Origin of the sequence: Actinophytocola sp., assembly GCF_036002505.1 — a bacterium.
Taxonomy (GTDB): domain Bacteria; phylum Actinomycetota; class Actinomycetes; order Mycobacteriales; family Pseudonocardiaceae; genus DASYTH01.
The window spans coordinates 46,776-62,960 of the sequence record NZ_DASYTH010000095.1 but is presented as its reverse complement, the minus strand read 5'-3'; the positions used below and the strand labels follow the sequence as shown (position 1 = coordinate 62,960).

Genomic DNA, 16,185 nt, shown 5'->3' with positions numbered 1-16,185 from the left:
GACAACTGCGTCCAAGTGCGGATCACCGACACCGCAACGGGTGTGCGGGATTCCAAGAACCCGGGCGGCGGCCAGTTGACCTTCGGCCGGGCCGCGTTCGGTGCGCTGCTGGCCGCGGTCGGCGAAGGGCGCTGAGCGGCCGGGCGGTGGGCACTCAGGAGCGGGCATCCCGCACCAGGCGGCCGTCCTTGATGACGAGCGCGACGGCCGCGCGGTCGCCGAACACCTCGGGGTTGTCCAGCGGGTCGGCGGTGAACGCGGTGAGGTCGGCGCGTTTGCCCACCTCGATGGTGCCGATCTCGTCGGCGACGCCGAGGATCTCCGCGTTGATCCTGGTGGCCGACTCGAGCGCGAGCATCGGGGTCTCGATGGCGGCGCGCAACACCAGCTCGCGGCCGCGGCCGGCCTGGACCGGGCCGATCAGGTCGGAGCCGAGGCCGACGCGGACCCCGGCGGCGCGCGCGGCGAGCAGCCCGTCGGTCTGGCCCTGGATGATCGCCCCGACCCGCTCCCTGATGTGTGCGCCGAGTCCGGCCGCGGTGGAGTCCGCGGCCAGCGCGTAGGCCGTGGCGAAGGTCGGTACCAGGGCGACGTCGTGCTCGGCGAGCAGTGCGGCGGTCGGCTCGTCGATCTCCGTGCCGTGCTCGACGCAGCGAACCCCGGCGGTGACGGCGTTGCGGATGCCGGCGTTGTTGTGCGCGTGCACGGTGACGTAGGTGTGGCGGGCCCGCGCCTCCTGTACCGCGACGGCGATCTCCTCGACGGTGAACTGGGTGTCGGTGAGCTTGTCGTGCGTGGACACCACGCCGCCGGTCACGCACAACTTGAGGAAGTCCGCGCCCCGGCGGAACGCCTCCCGGACGTTCCGGCGCATCTCGTGTGGACCGTCCGACAGCAGGGCCAGGGACCGCAACCCGGGCAGCTCGTGCAGGTGCCAGTCTCCGGTGGGCTCCCAGGCGGCGGCGAAGTGCCCGTGGCCGCCGGTCTGGCAGTGGACCGGGCCGCACTGCAGGATGCGCGGGCCGGCGACCAGACCCTTCGCGACCACACCGGCGAGGCCGCCGTCGATGCCGCCGGTGTCGCGTACCGTCGTGAAGCCGCCGGCCAGGGTCTCGGCGCAGTTGTTGAACATGCCGGCGGCGAGCTCGGCGATCGAGAGCTCCCGGCGCAGACTGGGGTTGATGTCGCTGGACAGACCCAGGTGCACGTGAGCGTCGATCAGGCCGGGGGTGATGGTCAAGCCGCTCGCGTCGACGGTGCTCGCGCCGGACGGCGCGCGACCCAGCGCCATGATCCGCCCGTCGCGCACACCGATGGCGACCTGGTCGCGCGGGTCGGCACCGGTGCCGTCGACGACCCGGGCACCGGTGATCCAGTATTCGTCCATTCCTCCTCCTTCGTTCGCCGGCGCCGGAGAGTACCACCGAATGGCGGTCGAATGGTGAAAAGGCGAACGACAATGGCGAGGTTCCGCGATTCATCCTCCGGGTCTTTCGGGTTTATTTCGCGGACCCTCTGAGATATTATCGACAACTATGGCGGATGCTAGCCGTGACCGATTCGTTCCTGCCTGCGCCGGTTGTCATCGGGCAGCGACGTCGCCATGATCTGGGAAATACTGGTCCTCGCTTTCGTGCTCAGTCTCGACAATTTCCGGGTCTCGATCGCGCTCGGCACCGTGCCATTCGGTGTGAAGCGCGCGGTGCAGGTCGCGCTGACCTTCGGGCTGTGGGACGCGATCATGCCCCTGGTCGGGCTGCTGATCGGGCGCCAGGTCGGGGAGTCCGTCGGGGACGTCGCCGACGTGGTGGGCGCGGCCGCGCTCGGCGGGTACGGTCTCTTCCTCGTCATCTCGGCCCTCCGGAATCCCGAGCCGGACGAGCTGGACCACCCGTGGGCGCTGTTCGGCATCCCGTTGACGCTGAGCCTGGACAACCTGTTCGCCGGGGCGAGCCTGGGGATCCTCGGGCTCTCGCCGTGGCTCTCGGCCACCGTCTTCGGCCTCATGACGGCGGTGCTGTCGCTGGTCGGGCTGCAGCTCGGGCGGGCCGCGGCGCGCCTCGTCCGGATCCGCCCGGACCTGCTGAGCGGGATCACCCTGATCATCGCCGCGGTGGCACTGCCGTCGGTGTTCGGCGGCTGACCCGGTGCGGGCGGGGGGTCAGCGGAAGATCGTCGGCCGGTGGGCCGGCGTTGGCGGCCCGGACCGCCTCGGCGACCAGGTGGTGGTCGGGGGACAGGTGGCAGACCGGGTCGGTGCGGGCGGCGTCGCCGGTGAGCAGGAACGCCTGGCACCGGCAGCCGCCGAAGTCCAGCTCCCGCCGGTCGCAGCCCCCGCAGGGATCCGGCATCCAGTCCGTCCCTCGGAACGCGGTCATCACCGGGGACTCGGCCCAGATCCGCGCCAGCGGGTCCGCCCGCACGCTGGCCCGCGGCAACGGCAGGGAATGGGCGGCCGGGCAGGGCAGGACGTCGCCGTTCGGCGTCACGGTCAGCTGCCGGGAAGCCCAGCCACCCATGCAGGGCTTCGGGTAGCGGCTGTAGTAGTCGGAGATCACGTAGATGACGTCCATGCGGTCCCGCAACCGCTCGCGGGCGGCCCGCACGACGACCTCGGCCGCCTCGAGCTGGGCCCGGCTCGGCAGCAGCGCGTCCCGGTTTCGCCAGGCCCAGCCGTAATACTGGGTGTTGGCCAGCTCCACCCGGTCGGCGCCCACCTCCTCGGCGAGCCCCAGCACGTCGGCGACGCGGTCGATGTTGTGCCGGTGCAGCACCACGTTCACGGTGAGCGGCCAGCCCAGCTCCTTGACCACGCCCATCGCCTCGATCTTGCGCCGGAAGGACGGGATCCCGGCGATCCGGTCGGACATGCCCGGCTCGTCGGCCTGGATGCTGACCTGCACGTGGTCCAGGCCGGCGGCCCGCAGCTCTCCGGCCCTCGACCGGGAGAGCCCGAGGGCGCTGGTCACGAGGTTGGTGTAGAGGCCAAGGTCGTGGGCGGCCGCCACGATCTCCACCAGGTCGCGCCGCAGCAGCGGTTCCCCGCCGGAGAAGTGGCATTGCAGCACCCCCAGCTCGCTGGCCTCGACCAGCACCCGCCGCCACTCGCCGGTGGCCAGCTCGTCGGAGTAGCCGGCCAGGTTCAGCGGGTTGGAGCAGTACGCGCAGGCCAGCGGGCAGCGGTAGGTGAGCTCGGCGAGCAACCCGAAGGGGCCCATGGTGGTCACTCCGGGTAGGCCGAGTCGATGGCGTCCATCAGGCTCCACAGGACGTCGCACTTGAACGACAGCGCGTCGACGGCGCGCGCCTGGGACTCGGCGGACAGGCAGTGCGCGGTGACCACCTCGAGGGCGTGCTCGCAGTCCCGGGGGGCCTGCTCCAGGCGGGCGCGGAAGTAGGCGAGGCCCTCCGGGTCGATCCACGGGTACCACCGCTCGAACGCGGCCAGCCGCTCCGCCATCAGGTCGGGGGCGAACAGCTCGGTGAGCGAGGAGGCCACCGCCTCCACCCACGGGCGGGTCCGGGTGAAGTTCACGTAGGCGTCGACCGCGAACCGCACCCCGGGGACCAGATGGCGGTGGTCCCGGACCTCCTCGCGGGTCAGCCCGGCGGCCTCGCCGAGGCGCAGCCACGCCTCGATGCCGCCCTCCCCGGGGTGTTGGCCGTCGTGGTCGACGATCCGCCGGATCCAGCGGCGGCGGACCTCGAGATCGGGACAGTTGGCGAGGATGGCCGCGTCCTTGCGGGGGATGTTCTCCTGGTAGTAGAAGCGGTTGGCCACCCAGCCCCGGATCTGCCGGCGGCTCAGCCGGCCGGCATTCATCCGGACGTGGAACGGATGCTGGTCGTGGTAGCGCCGCGAGTGCGCCCGCAGCGTCTCGACGAAGCCGTCGCCGGCTCTCGTGGTTGTCGCCGTCACGGCCACCTCCATGCCATCCCACACCCTTTCCTTCCCTCAGGCCGGGACACAGCTACGCGAGCCCGGGACACAGCTACGCGAGGCCGGGACACGGCTACGCGAGGCCGGGACACGCCGGCCGGCAAGTCGGCAGCCGGGCGTGTCCCGCCTTCCGGTAGTCATGTTCCGGCTCTGCGTAGCCATGTCCCGCCTTCCGGGAGCCCACCGATCCGTTGACAAACGGCGGTCGCCCTGATCTCACGGCATAGCCGCTAGTCCTCCAGTTGAGCGATGTACATGGTCACTTCAGGCGCGACTCCGATCTCCTCGAACTCGGGCGTCTCCCAGACGGCGAGCTCAGACTCCATGGATCCACCTCCTCTCTGGCACTACTCCGGGAGGGCGAACACGATCAGCGCGCTGCCGTGGCCGGCGCCGAGCATGCCGGGGAGGAACCCCTCGATCCAGCCGCCCCAGCCGACCGGCACGGCGACGTACTGCCGGCCGTCGACCATGTAGGTGGTCGGGCTGCTGTGGTGGCCGCTTCCGCACTGGAACTGCCACAGCAGCTCCCCGGTCCGGGCGTCGAGCGCGTTGAACTCGCCCGACGGCTCACCGGCGAACACCAGGTCGCCGCCCGTGGCCAGCACCGAGGCGCACATCGGAATCTCGTTGCGCCAGCGCCACTTCTCCTCGCCGCTGGCGTCGAACGCGCTGACCGACCCGGTCATGTTGTCGGCGTCCACCTGAACGCCCGCGCCCCAGTACGGGATGCTCTCCTTGAACTCCCGGCGCCGCCGGGTCGCCGTCGCCCCGACATCCTGGACCGGGACGTAGAAGAGCCCGGTCTTCGGGCTGTAGGCCGCGTGCGTCCATTCCTTGGCACCGGCCGGTCCGGGGAAGAAGTGGACCGGTTCGCCTTCCTTGTCCGGGTAACGCCGGGGCGTCACCTGGCCGTCCCTCGTGATCGCCCCCCAGTCGATCCGGTCCACGAAGGGGGTGATCTGGACCAATGCGCCATTCGTGCGGTCCACGACGAAGAAGTAGCCGTTCTTGTCGAAGTGCCCGAGCAGTTTGCGCCCGTCCGACTCGAACAGGATGCATTCCCCGATGCTGTCGTAGTCCCACAGGTCGTGCGGGGTGCACTGGTAGTGCCAGCGAATCTGGCCGGCGTCGACGTCCACCGCGACGATGCTGTCGGTGTAGAGGTTGTCGCCCTCGCGCACGCCTCCGTCGAAGTCGGGCGCCGGGTTGCCGGTGCCCACGTACAGCAGGTTCGTCTCCGGGTCGAAGGTGCTGGTGATCCAGCAGTTCGCGCCACCCCGTGCCCAGGCCTCGCCGTCGGCGGGCCAGGTCTCGGAGCCGGGCTCCCCGGGCTTGGGCACCATGTAGCAACGCCACTGGTGCTCGCCCGTGTCGAGGTCGAAGGCGTCCATGTGCCCGCGCACCCCGAACTCCCCACCGGAGCTCCCGACGATGACCATGTTCTTCACGACCAGCGGAGCGACCGTGGCGCTCTCTCCGGCCCGCACGTCTCCGTAGGTCTTGTCCCAGACCTTCTTGCCGGTGGCGGCGTCGAGGGCGATCACGTGGGCGTTCCCGGTGACCATGAAGACCTTCCCCTTGGCCACGGCGACGCCACGGTTCACGTTCCCGCAGCACAGCGACACGTCGTAGGGGACCGCGTGCTTGTACCGCCAGAACTCCTGACCGGTTTTCGCGTCGAGGGCCCAGAGCCAGCCGTCCCAGCCGGACAGGAACATGACCCCGTCCACCACGATCGGAGCGGCCTCGAACGCGTACGTCGACGCGCCCGCGATCATGCCGCTGGTGCCGGCCTGGAACATCCAGGCGGGTCCGATGCGCTTGACGTTCCCGGTGTTGATCTGGTCCAGCGGGCTGTACCGCTGCCCGTTGTAGGCGCCGTAGTAGGTGAGCCAGTTCTCCGGCTCCGAGCGGGCGTCGAGAATGCGCTCGTAGGTGACGCCGGAGACTACCGGCGGCGCGGTTCCGGTCTTGCCGCTCAGTAGCCCCTGGTCGATGGCCTCGCCCGCGTCCACGTATTCGACGGTCATTGCCTGCTCCAATCTAGGGCCGCGGCTGGTCGGGACGGTCGAGGCGGGCCTCCGGCGGGACGTCTCCCAGCACGACGATGGCGCCGGTCAGTCCCCGGCCTTCGTCGTTGCCCGTGGGCGAGCTGAACCAGTAGTAGCCCGGGCCGTCGAGGTTGAGGGTCGCCTTTCCTTTCGAATGGTTCACCAGCCAGATGAACTTTCTGTCCCCATTGCTCGGCAGGAGCGCACAGTGCGTGTTCAGGTCGTCATTGATGAGTTCGAGCTCGATATCGCCGCCATGGGGCATGACCAGAATCGAGGGGTCCCAGCAGATCTCATCGGGCCGGATCCGGATTGTCGCCTTCATTCGACCATCGGTTTCCTCCGTGGCCTGCCCAACGCGTCCGGTCCCCAGCACCGCCCCCAGTGCCGCTCTGTTCTGCGCGTTCAACCCGAGCTGGTTCAGCAGGTCTTCTCGCTCCTGCGCGATCGTCATCGGGGCTCACCTCCTCGGCGAGGTTCCTGTATGTGCCTGGTACAAGAAAGCACACGAGCGCGCAGTCGTCCGGGCGCTGCCGTTCGTCCGCCACCAGCTACCGCTCGTACCCGATTTGCCGCCGATCAGGCGAGGTCGTACCGGTCGAGGTTCATGACCTTGTCCCACGCGGCCACGAAGTCGTGCACGAACTTCTCCGGTGCGTCGTCGCTCGCGTAGACCTCGGCGAGCGCCCGCAGCTCGGAGTTCGAGCCGAACACGAGGTCGACGCGGCTGGCGGTCCACCTGACCTCACCCGTGGCGCGGTCGCTGCCTTCGAACGTCTTCCCGTCCGCGCACGCCGTCCAGGTCGTGCCCAGGTCGAGCAGGTTCACGAAGAAGTCGTTGGTCAGCGACCCGGGGGTCGAGGTGAGCACGCCCAGCGGGGACCGCCCGGAGTTCGCGCCCAGCACCCGCAGGCCCCCCACCAGGACGGTCATCTCGGGCGCGGTCAGGTTCAGCAGGTTCGCCCGGTCGACCAGCAGGTGCTCCGGCGGCGCCGGGTTGCCGTTTTTCCGGTGATAGTTGCGGAACCCGTCCGCGGCCGGCTCGAGCGCGGCGAAGAACTCCACGTCGGTCCACTCCTGCGACGCGTCCATGCGTCCCGGGGTGAAGGGGACCTCGATGTCGTGGCCGGCGGCCTGGGCGGCCCGCTCGACCGCGGCACATCCGCCGAGCACGATGAGGTCGGCCAGCGAGATTCTCTTGCCGCCGGCACCGAAGGACGCCCGGATGTCCTCCAGCGTGCGCAGCACCGTTGCGAGGGTGTCCGGGTCGTTGACCTGCCAGCCGCGCTGCGGCTCGAGGCGGATGCGCGCCCCGTTGGCGCCGCCGCGCTTGTCGCTGACGCGGAACGTCGAGGCCGACGCCCAGGCGGTGGAGACGAGCTGGGAGACCGACAGCCCCGAGCCGAGGATCCGGCTCTTGAGCACGGCGATGTCCGCGGCCCCGACGAGCTCGTGGTCCACGGCGGGGATCGGGTCCTGCCAGAGCAGCGTCTCCCGGGGAACCAGCGGGCCGAGGTAGCGCTGGACCGGGCCCAGGTCGAGGTGCGTCAGCTTGAACCAGACCCGGGCGAACGTGTCCGCGAACTGGTCCGGGTTCGACCGGAAGTGCCGCGAGATCGGTTCGTAGCCCGGGTCCAGCCGCAGCGCGAGATCCGTCGTCAGAATTGTCGGGGCGTGTGTCTTCGACGGGTCGTGGGCGTCCGGCACGGTGCCGGTGCCGCCGCCGTCTCTCGGGATCCACTGCCACAGACCGGCGGGGCTCAGCTCCAGGTCCCACTCGTAGCCGAACAGGGTCTCGAGGAAGCTGTTGTCCCACCTCGTCGGCGTGGGTGTCCACGTCCCCTCGAGCCCGCTGGAGATGGCGTCCGCGCCCTTTCCGGTGCCGTAGCTGCTCTTCCAGCCCAGGCCCTGCTCCTCGAGGGGAGCGCCCTCCGGTTCGGGGCCGAGGAACTTGTCCGGGTCGGCCGCGCCGTGGGTCTTGCCGAACGTGTGGCCGCCCGCGATCAGTGCGACGGTCTCCTCGTCGTTCATCCCCATGCGCCGGAACGTCTCCCGGATGTCCCGGGCCGCGGTGAGCGGGTCCGGGACGGTGTTCGGGCCCTCCGGGTTGACGTAGATGAGGCCCATCTGGACGGCGGCCAGCGGGTTCGCCAGCTCCCGGACGCCGCCGTGGCGTTCGTCGCCGAGCCAGGCGCGCTCGGAACCCCAGAAGATGTCCTCGCCGGGCTCCCAGACGTCGGCCCGGCCGCCGCCGAAGCCGAACGTCGTGAGGCCCATCGTCTCCAGGGCGCGGTTGCCCGCGAAGACCATCAGGTCGGCCCAGGAAATCTTGCGGCCGTACTTCTTCTTCACCGGCCAGAGCAGCCGACGGGCCTTGTCGAGGTTGCGATTGTCCGGCCAGCTGTTCAGCGGCGCGAAGCGCTGCATGCCGGCGGCCGGGCCACCCCGGCCGTCGACGACGCGGTACGTCCCGGCGCAGTGCCACACCATCCGGATCACCAGCGGCCCGTAGTGGCCGAAGTCGGCCGGCCACCACTCCTGCGAGGTCGTCAGCGCCGCGTCGACGTCCCTGGCCAGGGCGTCGAGGTCGAGCGTCCGGAACTCCGCGGCGTAGCCGAAGTCCGCACCCATGGGGTCGGCCGCGGCGGGGTGTTTCCGGAGGACCGTCAGGTCGACCTGGTTCGGCCACCAGTCCCGGTTGCTCGCGCCCTCCCTGTTCATCAGATGTGCAGCGCGCGGCGCACGGCCGGCGCGTTCCGCCGGGAAACCGGCACCATCTCGTTCGTCCGGTCGTCCATGACCAGAGACAGCTCGCCCTTGAGCCCGCGCTCGATCTCCCGGACTCGGCTGAGGTTGACCACATACCGGCGGTGCACCCGCAGGAAGCCGACCTCCGCCAGCTCGCCGTCGAGCTTGTCCAGGCTCGGTGAGGCGGCTCGCAATCGCCCCTGGTCGGTGGCGAGCCACACGTCGTTTCCGTGCGATTCCGCGAAGGAGACTTCCGGTAGCCGCAGCAGCACGATCCGGTTGTCGCGCATCGCGACCAGCCGGCGCGGCTCCCCCCGGGGGTGCGCGGACCGTTCCGTCTCGGGCAACGGCGCACCGTCGGAGGCGCCGAACGAGACCAGGTTCCCGATCAGGCGTCCGGAGCTGAAGACGGGTCGGATGCTGATCGAGGTCGGCTCGTCGGAGAGGTGGGTGAAGATCTGCGTCGAGCCGACCCAGTCAGGGTTGTGGGCTGCCTGCCTGCTGGCATACCGGGCGGCCGCGATCAGCTCCGGCAGCCCGGGGTTCCAGCGCAGCGTGGGGTCGACCGCCGGGGTGGATGCCGGGACGCCCAGGAGCACGCTTGCCATGTCGTCGGCGATCACCACCTTGCCCGCGGTGTCCACCGCGGCGAGCCCCGCGCTGGAGCGTGCCCTGGCCTGGGTGTAGGCCGCGACCAACTCGGCGCCGCTGTCCCGGGCGCGCCGCTTCAGCGTGTACTGGGTCATGGTTCCCGCGTTCGCCAGCCAGCTTCCCGCGGACGCCGGAAGGTGGCTGCGCCAGCAGGAGATGTTCAGGACCGCGATCGGCTCCCTGGTCACCACGTCCCGCACCGCGATGCCCGCGCAGACCCAGTTGTGGAACGCCTGGCACCAGTGCTCCGCGCCCCTGATCGAGACCGGGCCGTGCGCCTCGAGCGCCGTGCCCATGCCGTTCGTCCCGGCCGCGCACTCGGACCAGCAGAACCAGGGCGCCAGATTGGCGTCACTGGCCCTGGCGAGCGTGGCCTGGTCACCCCACTCGGCCAGGATCCGGCCGGTGGCGTCGGTGACGGTGACCACCCCGCCGAGGTTGCCCACCTCATGTGCCACGGAGGCGGCCCGAAAACCCAGCTCAGCGAACACGACGTCGTGCTCGGGCGTATGGTCGAGCTCCGCGACCGCGACCGGAACCTCGGTGAGGAGCGGGTCGACCCGGTACTGCTCGCGGCAGCGATGCCAGGAGGTCGCCACCAGGGGCCGGACCCCCGGGACCTGATCGTCACCCTGCACGAACCGTTCCCATGCCGCGAGCACGGTGCCGCTGCCCGGGTTCGCCGACATGGGCTCAAGCCGATGTACATCCCTCATGGTGGAGAACCGCCCTTGGTCCATCCCCAACGCCCGATGCCGTACGCGCGGTCCACACCGGTCGCCGCTCGTCCCGGCCGGGCCTCAGCGGACTGGGCACCGCGTCGCGCGTCTTCCTGCTCCGTCACTCGTTCCAGGCTGTGTCACAAACCGGCACTCCCACCCTAGGCCGAAGTTGCGGCAGGGCTAGAGCGACTTCGGCCTAGGTACCGCTCCTCGGGAGGAAGTTGTCGATCTCAGCTGGCGGAGGAGCGGGGCTGGTGTGACCCAGGGGGTCGGTGGGAGCGGTGAGGCGCTGGGCGACGTCCAGGATGGTGCGGTGAATGCGTCATTCAGCGCACTGAGTGCGGTGAATGACGCATTCATCGCACCCCACTGCGCGGGAGGACTTCGAGCTGGCGGTGAGGCGGACCGGTGAGGAGTTCGGCCTCGCCCCGGACGCGCCGGCTCGGCAACGGCTCACGCAGTTGCCGATGGAGTTGTGGCAGCACCTTGCCACGGTCGCCGATGCCGACGCCGACGGAAAGATCAGCGAAGCCGAGTACAAGGCCGCGTTCGCCGCCGGGCTGCTGGAGACACCGGAATCGTTCGACCAAGGCTATGTGCCGTGGCTGACTCACCCCGCCTTGACCGGCCTGTCACCGACCGACTGGGACACCCTGCTCACCCGGCTGGCCAAGCCCCGCAACACACAACGGGAAAACGTCCTGCACGAACGACGCGGCGCAGCCGGACAAGCCGCCCCCGGACCCGGCCGCCGCCCGGTCCCCACCCTCGGCGACCGAGTCGCCGCGACCCTCATCCGACAGCGATTCTCCTTACCCGCCAAGGACATCGCAGAACTGTTCGAGGTCACCACGACCACGATCAACAAGGTAATCCGGGAAACCAGCCCGATCCTCCAACAAGTCAAAGACGTCGTCACACCAGCCACCCCCCTCGCCGCCCTGGCCGAGTTCAACAACTACCTGACCGCCGCCAACATCACACCCACTAACAAGAACAACCCAACGCTTTAATCATCTGCAATCCCTTAAGGGCCACTGGGCGCTGGCCTGATCAGTGTTTGGTTGCCGAACGGCGATGGGTGTGGCTCTGCTGGAGGGAGTTACCGGTCGTTGGCCGGCTGGCGGCGGCTCGGCACCACTGCGATGTGACTGTTGGTGCTGTTGTGACGAGAGATTCTTCAGTGGTAGAGCCTGGTGTCGTGAAGGGACCCTTCCTGTCATTGAACGTCCTGAGGGCGTCCTTCATGACACTGGCCGGTACCCCACCAGCCCCACCTGTCACACCAACCCCGACCACCCGATCAAAAACCACAACCCCCTCCGAAAGAACCCCACCCAACAGCGACCATGGCCCGGTCCGGTCCTACCCGGCACCGGTCCGGCACTGCGCCAACCGCACGACCGGTAAGACGATCAGCACAGATCACCGACACACAAACAGCCGACCGGCGCACCAAGGCCCACGCTCACATCAAGCCTCAAGTTCCTGCCATTGAGCCTGAGTACCGCAACACCAGCAGGCTGGTTAAGAGGGCCCACGGTGTTGCGGAGTGCCCGGCCGCGCGTTCGGCACCGGTCATGCGTCGCACCCCCGACTCCTCGGGGTCCGGTGCGTGCTTCGACCGCGGATAGGCCACGCCGCCGACACAATGTCGTCACCGACAGGACCGGCGGCCCACCGCCACCCCGCAGCCGGAGAAGACCGACCGATATCCAGGAAAGGGTGCCGGCCGACTGGTGGACTTTGCCATAACGGTCCCCCAGTGTGATGCAGGTCATATGGCGGCGAGAACCCGTGTGTCGGGCGTCGTCGTCTTGCTGTATGTGGACGAGGAAGGGCTTGTCCGGATGATCGCCCGGGGTGACCGGGCGGCGTTCGACGAGCTGTACCGGCGGACGGCGCCGTGGCTGGCGGTGCGGCTGCGCCGGCGGTGTGCGGATGACGAGCTGGTCGCCGAGGTGATGCAGGAGACCTACCTCGCGGTGTGGCGGGCGGCCGCGGCGTTCGCCGGAGCCGCCACCGGCGGCAGCGCGGTGGGCTGGCTGTGGACCATCGCGGCGCGCCGGCTGGTCGACGCGTTCCGGCGGCGGGCCAGGGAAAGCCAGCTTCCCGTGTTGCCGGAGCAGATCGTCCCGGCTGCGGAGGAGTTGGTGCTGCGGGACACGGTCGGGGACGAGATGGGGGCGGCGTTGCGGCGGCTGGCGCCGGAGCTGCGGCAGGTGCTGCAGGCGATGGTGCTGGACGGGTTGACGGTGCGGGAAACCGCTGTGCTGCTTGGGGTTCCGGAGGGAACAGTGAAGACAAGGGCGCGGCGGGCACGGATCGCGCTGCGGGAGGCGCTGTCATGACGACGAACCACGTGTCCGCGCGGCTGCTGAACGCTTACGCGGCGGGCGAAACCGGGATCGACGTGGACGTGCTGTGGGCGGTCGAGTCGCATGTGGAGTCCTGCGCGGACTGCCGGGATCTCCTTGGCCAGGTAATCGGTCCGGACACGGTGGCCCTGGTGGACCGGGTCCGGGTGAACCTCGATCGCCAGGTGTCGCCCGGCGCGCAGATGCCGGTGCGGCGAAGGATGATCTGGCGGACCGCGCCCGCCCTGCTGCCCCGGCTGATCATGACCGCCGCAATGGTGCTGACCGCGTTGGGACTGGACCTGGCCAACAAGCTTGCTGCCGGTCCGTACCCGTCGCTGGTGCTGCTGCTGGCACCGGTCGCGCCGCTGCTGGGGGTGGCCGCGGCCTGGTCCCGCGGCCTGGACCCGGGCTACGAGCTGGTGGTGGCCAGCCCGAAGGCGGGCCTGTACCTGGTTCTGCGGCGCACGCTCGCGGTGCTGGTGGTGGTGATCCCGATCCTGGCCGGGGCCGGCGCATTGGTGGGGACCTCGCCGGCGCGCTGGCTGCTGCCGAGCTTGGCGTTCACCCTCGGCGCGCTGGCGCTGGGCGAGGTGGCCGGCCTGCACCGGGCGGCGACCGGGCTCGTCGCGCTGTGGGTGGCGGCCGTGGTCGCGCCGAGCCTGATCACCTTTACGCCGACGGTGCTGCTGGAGCCGGCCAGCCTGCCGGTATGGGCCGGGCTCACCGCATTGGTCGCGGTCGTGCTGGTGGTGCGGCGCGAGGCCTATACCGGGCTGACGAGCGGGCGATAACAACGAGGAGGGAACGAATGGTGCGAGCTGTGGGTGCCGAGGAGACGGCCCCGGCCACCTACCCGTGGGTGATCCAGGCCGAGGGACTGCGGGTGCGGGCCGGCCGGCGGATGGCCGTCGACGGCCTGGATCTGGCCGTGGGCACCGGTGTCCACGGCGTGCTCGGCCCCAACGGAGCCGGCAAGACCACCCTGGTGCGCTCGCTGGCCACGGTGCTGCGCCCGGCGGACGGCACGCTGACCCTGCTCGGGCAGACCGTCAACGGCCGCCTGGATCTCCGCGAGCTACGCCGGCAGATCGGTTACCTGCCACAGGAGTTCGGCTTCTACCGCCGGTTCACCGTCCGCGAGTTCGTCGAGTATCTGGCCTGGCTCAAGGAGATGCCACGACGGGAGCTGCCCGGTGCGGTGCAGCGCGCGATCGACCGGGTCGGCCTGACCGACCGCGCCGACGACCGGATGAAGACGCTGTCCGGGGGCATGGTGCGGCGCGCCGGCATCGCCCAGGCGATCGTCAACGACCCGCGCATCCTGCTGCTCGACGAGCCCACCGCCGGTCTGGACCCCGACCAGCGGCTGGACTTCCGGGCGCTGCTGCGGGACCTGGCCACGGACACCTGCGTGCTGGTCTGCACCCACCTCGTCGAAGACGTGGTCGCCGCTTGCACCGACGTGCTGCTGATGGACGAGGGACGGCTGGTGTTCCGGGGGCTCCCGGCCGACCTGGAGGCCGCGGGTGGCGAGCGGGACGGTGGGGACAGCCCGGCCGAGCGCGGCTACTCGAACATCCTGCGCCAGCACCGGGAGAGTGCGCGATGACCGCCCGCATCCTGCGGATCGAGCTGCGCCGGTCGACCGCGCCCTGGGTCGCCGTCCTCGTCGTGGCACTCGGCGCGGCCCTGTTCTACCTGACCACCAGCCGGGACGGCTGGTGGATCGCGCTCGCCGTCCAGGAACGCAGCATGCTGCTCCTGCTCTGGCCACTGGCGCTTGGCGCGGGGGCCTGGCAGGGCCGCCGCGAACGCCGGGAGCGGATGGAGGAGCTGATCTCCAGCACCCCCCTGCCGCAGTGGCGGCGGGTGCTCCCCACCGCGGTGGCCATGGCGATCGGGGCCGTGGCCGGATACCTCGGCACGTTCAGCGCGGGCACCGGCCGGACCCTGCCCTACGCCACCTACTTCTCGACCGGCACGGTGCCGGTCGTCGCGGTGGGAGCCGTGTCGATGATCACCGCGGTCTGGCTCGGGCTGGCCGTCGGCAGCCGCTACCCGTCGACGCTGACCCCGACCCTCCTGGGTGTCGCCGCGGTCGCGGTGCAGGTAGGTATCCGGGGCGTTGCGGGTGCCGGCGACACGTCCAGGGTCGGGTTGCTCCTGCCGACCATGTTCGGTGGCCCGGCCGACTCCTCGATGGAGTTCGCCGTCCTCACCGCGCGGACGAACCTGTCCCAAGTGGTGTGGCTGGCGGCCGTCGCCGCGACGGGGTTCCTGCTGTTCGCCGCGGCAAGCCGTCGTGGCCGGCTCGCCGCGATCCTTCCCGCGGTGATCGGCGCGGCCGCCGCTTTGCCGCTGCAGCCGGGTAGCGAGGACGCCTACGAACCGGACCGGGACGCGATCGCCCGGGTCTGCACGCCCGACACCCCGCTGGTCTGCGTGCCACGGGCACACGAGAACGCCCTGAACTCGCTGCGAGGTCCGGCCCGCCAGGCGCTGGCGCTGCTGTCGGCGACGCTGCCCAACGCGCCCACCTCGGTGGCCGAGGAATACCGCCAACCACACCGCTCGGAGCGGCAAACCGTTCTCGTGCAACCACTTCGCGTGTCCGCAGGCGAGTTCACCGACCCGCCGGAAGACATCCTCTGGTACCTGCTGGACGGGGCCGGAACCCGACTCTGCGACGCCCTCGACCTCGTGGCCGAGGAGCAGCTCGACCGCTACCTGACCGCGCGACAGGTCGCGGCGGCCTGGCTGCTCGGTCACCTCCCGGCCAACCCGCCGGGTCCGGCCCCGCTGTCTCCCGCGACCGAACCGGCTCTCCGGACATTGCGCGGCCTGCCGGCCGGCGAGCAGCGGGCTCGCGTCGCGGCGCTGCGCGAAGCCGAGTTGACCTGCCGGCCCGGCGACCGGCTGGAGATCCTCACCGGCCCGAACGGTCCGCGATGAGATGGCTGACCCTCTACCTGCGATCCCGATCCGTGCCGGCGGCCCTCGCCGCGGTGATCGCCGGCACGGCCGCGCTGTGGTGGCTCGGCACGACGATCGACGACCCGCGGATCCGGGACACCCTCGCGCTGCTGGCCGCGCTGACCGGCGTCGCGGCGACCGCACCCGGCCTGGCCGGCGCCGACCCCGACCTGGACCGCACGGCGGCGATCGCCTGGCCGCCCCGCCGGGCCATGCACGTGATCCTGGCCGGGGCGATCATCACCGGCCTGGCCACGCTGACCCACGCCGGTCCCGTCCTCCGCGACGTCACCGGCCTGATTGGGCTCCTCGCGCTCGGCGTGGCCACCATCGGCGCCTCCCGGGCCGTGCTGCTGCCGGTCATCTGGACCGTGTTCGCCCTCCGGTTCACCGCTCCACTCGGCACGCCACCCACCGGGCCCGGCTACCAGGTGATGCTCACCTGGATGGTCCAGCCCGGGCACACGACGCCGGCCACGGTCACCGCGGTGCTGCTCGGCCTGGCCGGCACGGTCACGTACTCGGTTCGCGGACCCGGAAGTCGATGGTGAGGTCAAGCCCGCCGGACGCCCGCGCGATGGCCGGGACCGTGCCGCCGTGGGCGGCAGGACTCGACCATGTACCTACACAGGGCGGGCACTTCGCAAGTGAACGAAACCGGGATGTTGATCTTCATTTCGTCCCTGGTTCCGCCCAGGAGACGCCACGGAGATGCCATCAGACCGAAGTGGACGGTC

General features: G+C 70.4%; 16 protein-coding genes. 8 read left to right on the top strand and 8 right to left on the bottom strand.

The genetic code is table 11. The features are described 5' to 3' along the window. Positions 1-15: 15 nt before the first annotated feature. Entirely contained in the window at positions 16-135 is a 120-nt protein-coding gene (locus tag VGR06_RS07540; RefSeq protein ID WP_327558242.1) for a DUF397 domain-containing protein, read from the top strand. A gap of 19 nt (positions 136-154) precedes the next feature. On the opposite strand, the gene VGR06_RS07535 is transcribed toward VGR06_RS07540, so the two are convergent. Then, complete coding sequence (locus tag VGR06_RS07535) at positions 155-1,387, bottom strand: amidohydrolase family protein (RefSeq protein WP_327558238.1); 1,233 nt, start codon at positions 1,385-1,387, stop codon at positions 155-157. Positions 1,388-1,603: 216 nt separating this feature from the next. On the opposite strand from VGR06_RS07535, the gene VGR06_RS07530 reads away from it, so the two are divergent. Continuing rightward, positions 1,604-2,143, top strand: coding sequence for a manganese efflux pump MntP family protein (locus tag VGR06_RS07530; protein WP_327558237.1), 540 nt, complete (start codon positions 1,604-1,606; stop codon positions 2,141-2,143). Here VGR06_RS07530 and pqqE read toward each other — a convergent pair. From pqqE to VGR06_RS07495, 7 genes are all read right to left on the bottom strand, one after another. Next, entirely contained in the window at positions 2,103-3,218 is a 1,116-nt protein-coding gene (pqqE, locus tag VGR06_RS07525; protein WP_327558241.1) for a pyrroloquinoline quinone biosynthesis protein PqqE, read from the bottom strand. The two genes, VGR06_RS07530 and pqqE, sit on opposite strands and share 41 nt — an antisense overlap. Positions 3,219-3,223: 5 nt before the next feature. Next, positions 3,224-3,931: a pyrroloquinoline-quinone synthase PqqC gene (gene pqqC, locus VGR06_RS07520; protein ID WP_414637182.1), complete on the bottom strand. Its 708-nt coding sequence runs from the start codon at positions 3,929-3,931 to the stop codon at positions 3,224-3,226. Between the two features lie 239 nt (positions 3,932-4,170). Continuing rightward, positions 4,171-4,266 carry a pyrroloquinoline quinone precursor peptide PqqA gene (gene pqqA / locus VGR06_RS07515; RefSeq protein WP_327558235.1) on the bottom strand — a complete coding sequence of 32 codons (96 nt, stop codon included), beginning with the start codon at positions 4,264-4,266 and terminating at the stop codon, positions 4,171-4,173. A 21-nt stretch (positions 4,267-4,287) separates the two neighbouring features. Continuing rightward, positions 4,288-5,973, bottom strand: a complete 1,686-nt coding sequence (locus VGR06_RS07510; protein WP_327558234.1) for a PQQ-dependent dehydrogenase, methanol/ethanol family — start codon at positions 5,971-5,973, stop codon at positions 4,288-4,290. 13 nt (positions 5,974-5,986) lie between these two features. Then, a complete protein-coding gene (locus VGR06_RS07505) occupies positions 5,987-6,448 on the bottom strand; it encodes an MSMEG_3727 family PQQ-associated protein (protein ID WP_327558233.1) in 462 nt (153 codons plus the stop codon). A gap of 125 nt (positions 6,449-6,573) precedes the next feature. Then, positions 6,574-8,715 (bottom strand): catalase/peroxidase HPI, encoded by a 2,142-nt coding sequence (katG, locus tag VGR06_RS07500; RefSeq protein ID WP_327558232.1) that lies wholly within the window; start codon positions 8,713-8,715, stop codon positions 6,574-6,576. Continuing rightward, positions 8,715-10,082: a DNA-binding protein gene (locus tag VGR06_RS07495; RefSeq protein WP_327558231.1), complete on the bottom strand. Its 1,368-nt coding sequence runs from the start codon at positions 10,080-10,082 to the stop codon at positions 8,715-8,717. The genes katG and VGR06_RS07495 overlap by 1 nt, the downstream gene beginning before the upstream one ends. 500 nt (positions 10,083-10,582) lie before the next feature. Here VGR06_RS07495 and VGR06_RS07490 point away from each other — a divergent pair, with 500 nt between their 5' ends. The 6 genes from VGR06_RS07490 to VGR06_RS07465 all read left to right on the top strand — a co-directional run bounded on the left by VGR06_RS07490 (position 10,583) and on the right by VGR06_RS07465 (position 15,999). Next, positions 10,583-11,128 (top strand): hypothetical protein, encoded by a 546-nt coding sequence (locus VGR06_RS07490; protein ID WP_327558230.1) that lies wholly within the window; start codon positions 10,583-10,585, stop codon positions 11,126-11,128. A gap of 837 nt (positions 11,129-11,965) precedes the next feature. Then, positions 11,966-12,466: an RNA polymerase sigma factor gene (locus VGR06_RS07485; protein ID WP_327558240.1), complete on the top strand. Its 501-nt coding sequence runs from the start codon at positions 11,966-11,968 to the stop codon at positions 12,464-12,466. Continuing rightward, the gene (locus tag VGR06_RS07480) at positions 12,463-13,266 is read left to right on the top strand and encodes a zf-HC2 domain-containing protein (RefSeq protein ID WP_327558229.1); all 804 of its coding nucleotides are present in this window, start codon (positions 12,463-12,465) and stop codon (positions 13,264-13,266) included. Before VGR06_RS07485 ends, VGR06_RS07480 begins: the two co-directional genes overlap by 4 nt. A 20-nt stretch (positions 13,267-13,286) precedes the next feature. After that, positions 13,287-14,084, top strand: a complete 798-nt coding sequence (locus VGR06_RS07475; RefSeq protein WP_327558239.1) for an ABC transporter ATP-binding protein — start codon at positions 13,287-13,289, stop codon at positions 14,082-14,084. Next, the gene (locus VGR06_RS07470; protein ID WP_327558228.1) at positions 14,081-15,427 is read left to right on the top strand and encodes a hypothetical protein; all 1,347 of its coding nucleotides are present in this window, start codon (positions 14,081-14,083) and stop codon (positions 15,425-15,427) included. Before VGR06_RS07475 ends, VGR06_RS07470 begins: the two co-directional genes overlap by 4 nt. Next, positions 15,424-15,999 (top strand): hypothetical protein, encoded by a 576-nt coding sequence (locus VGR06_RS07465; protein WP_327558227.1) that lies wholly within the window; start codon positions 15,424-15,426, stop codon positions 15,997-15,999. The genes VGR06_RS07470 and VGR06_RS07465 overlap by 4 nt, the downstream gene beginning before the upstream one ends. Positions 16,000-16,185: the final 186 nt, after the last annotated feature.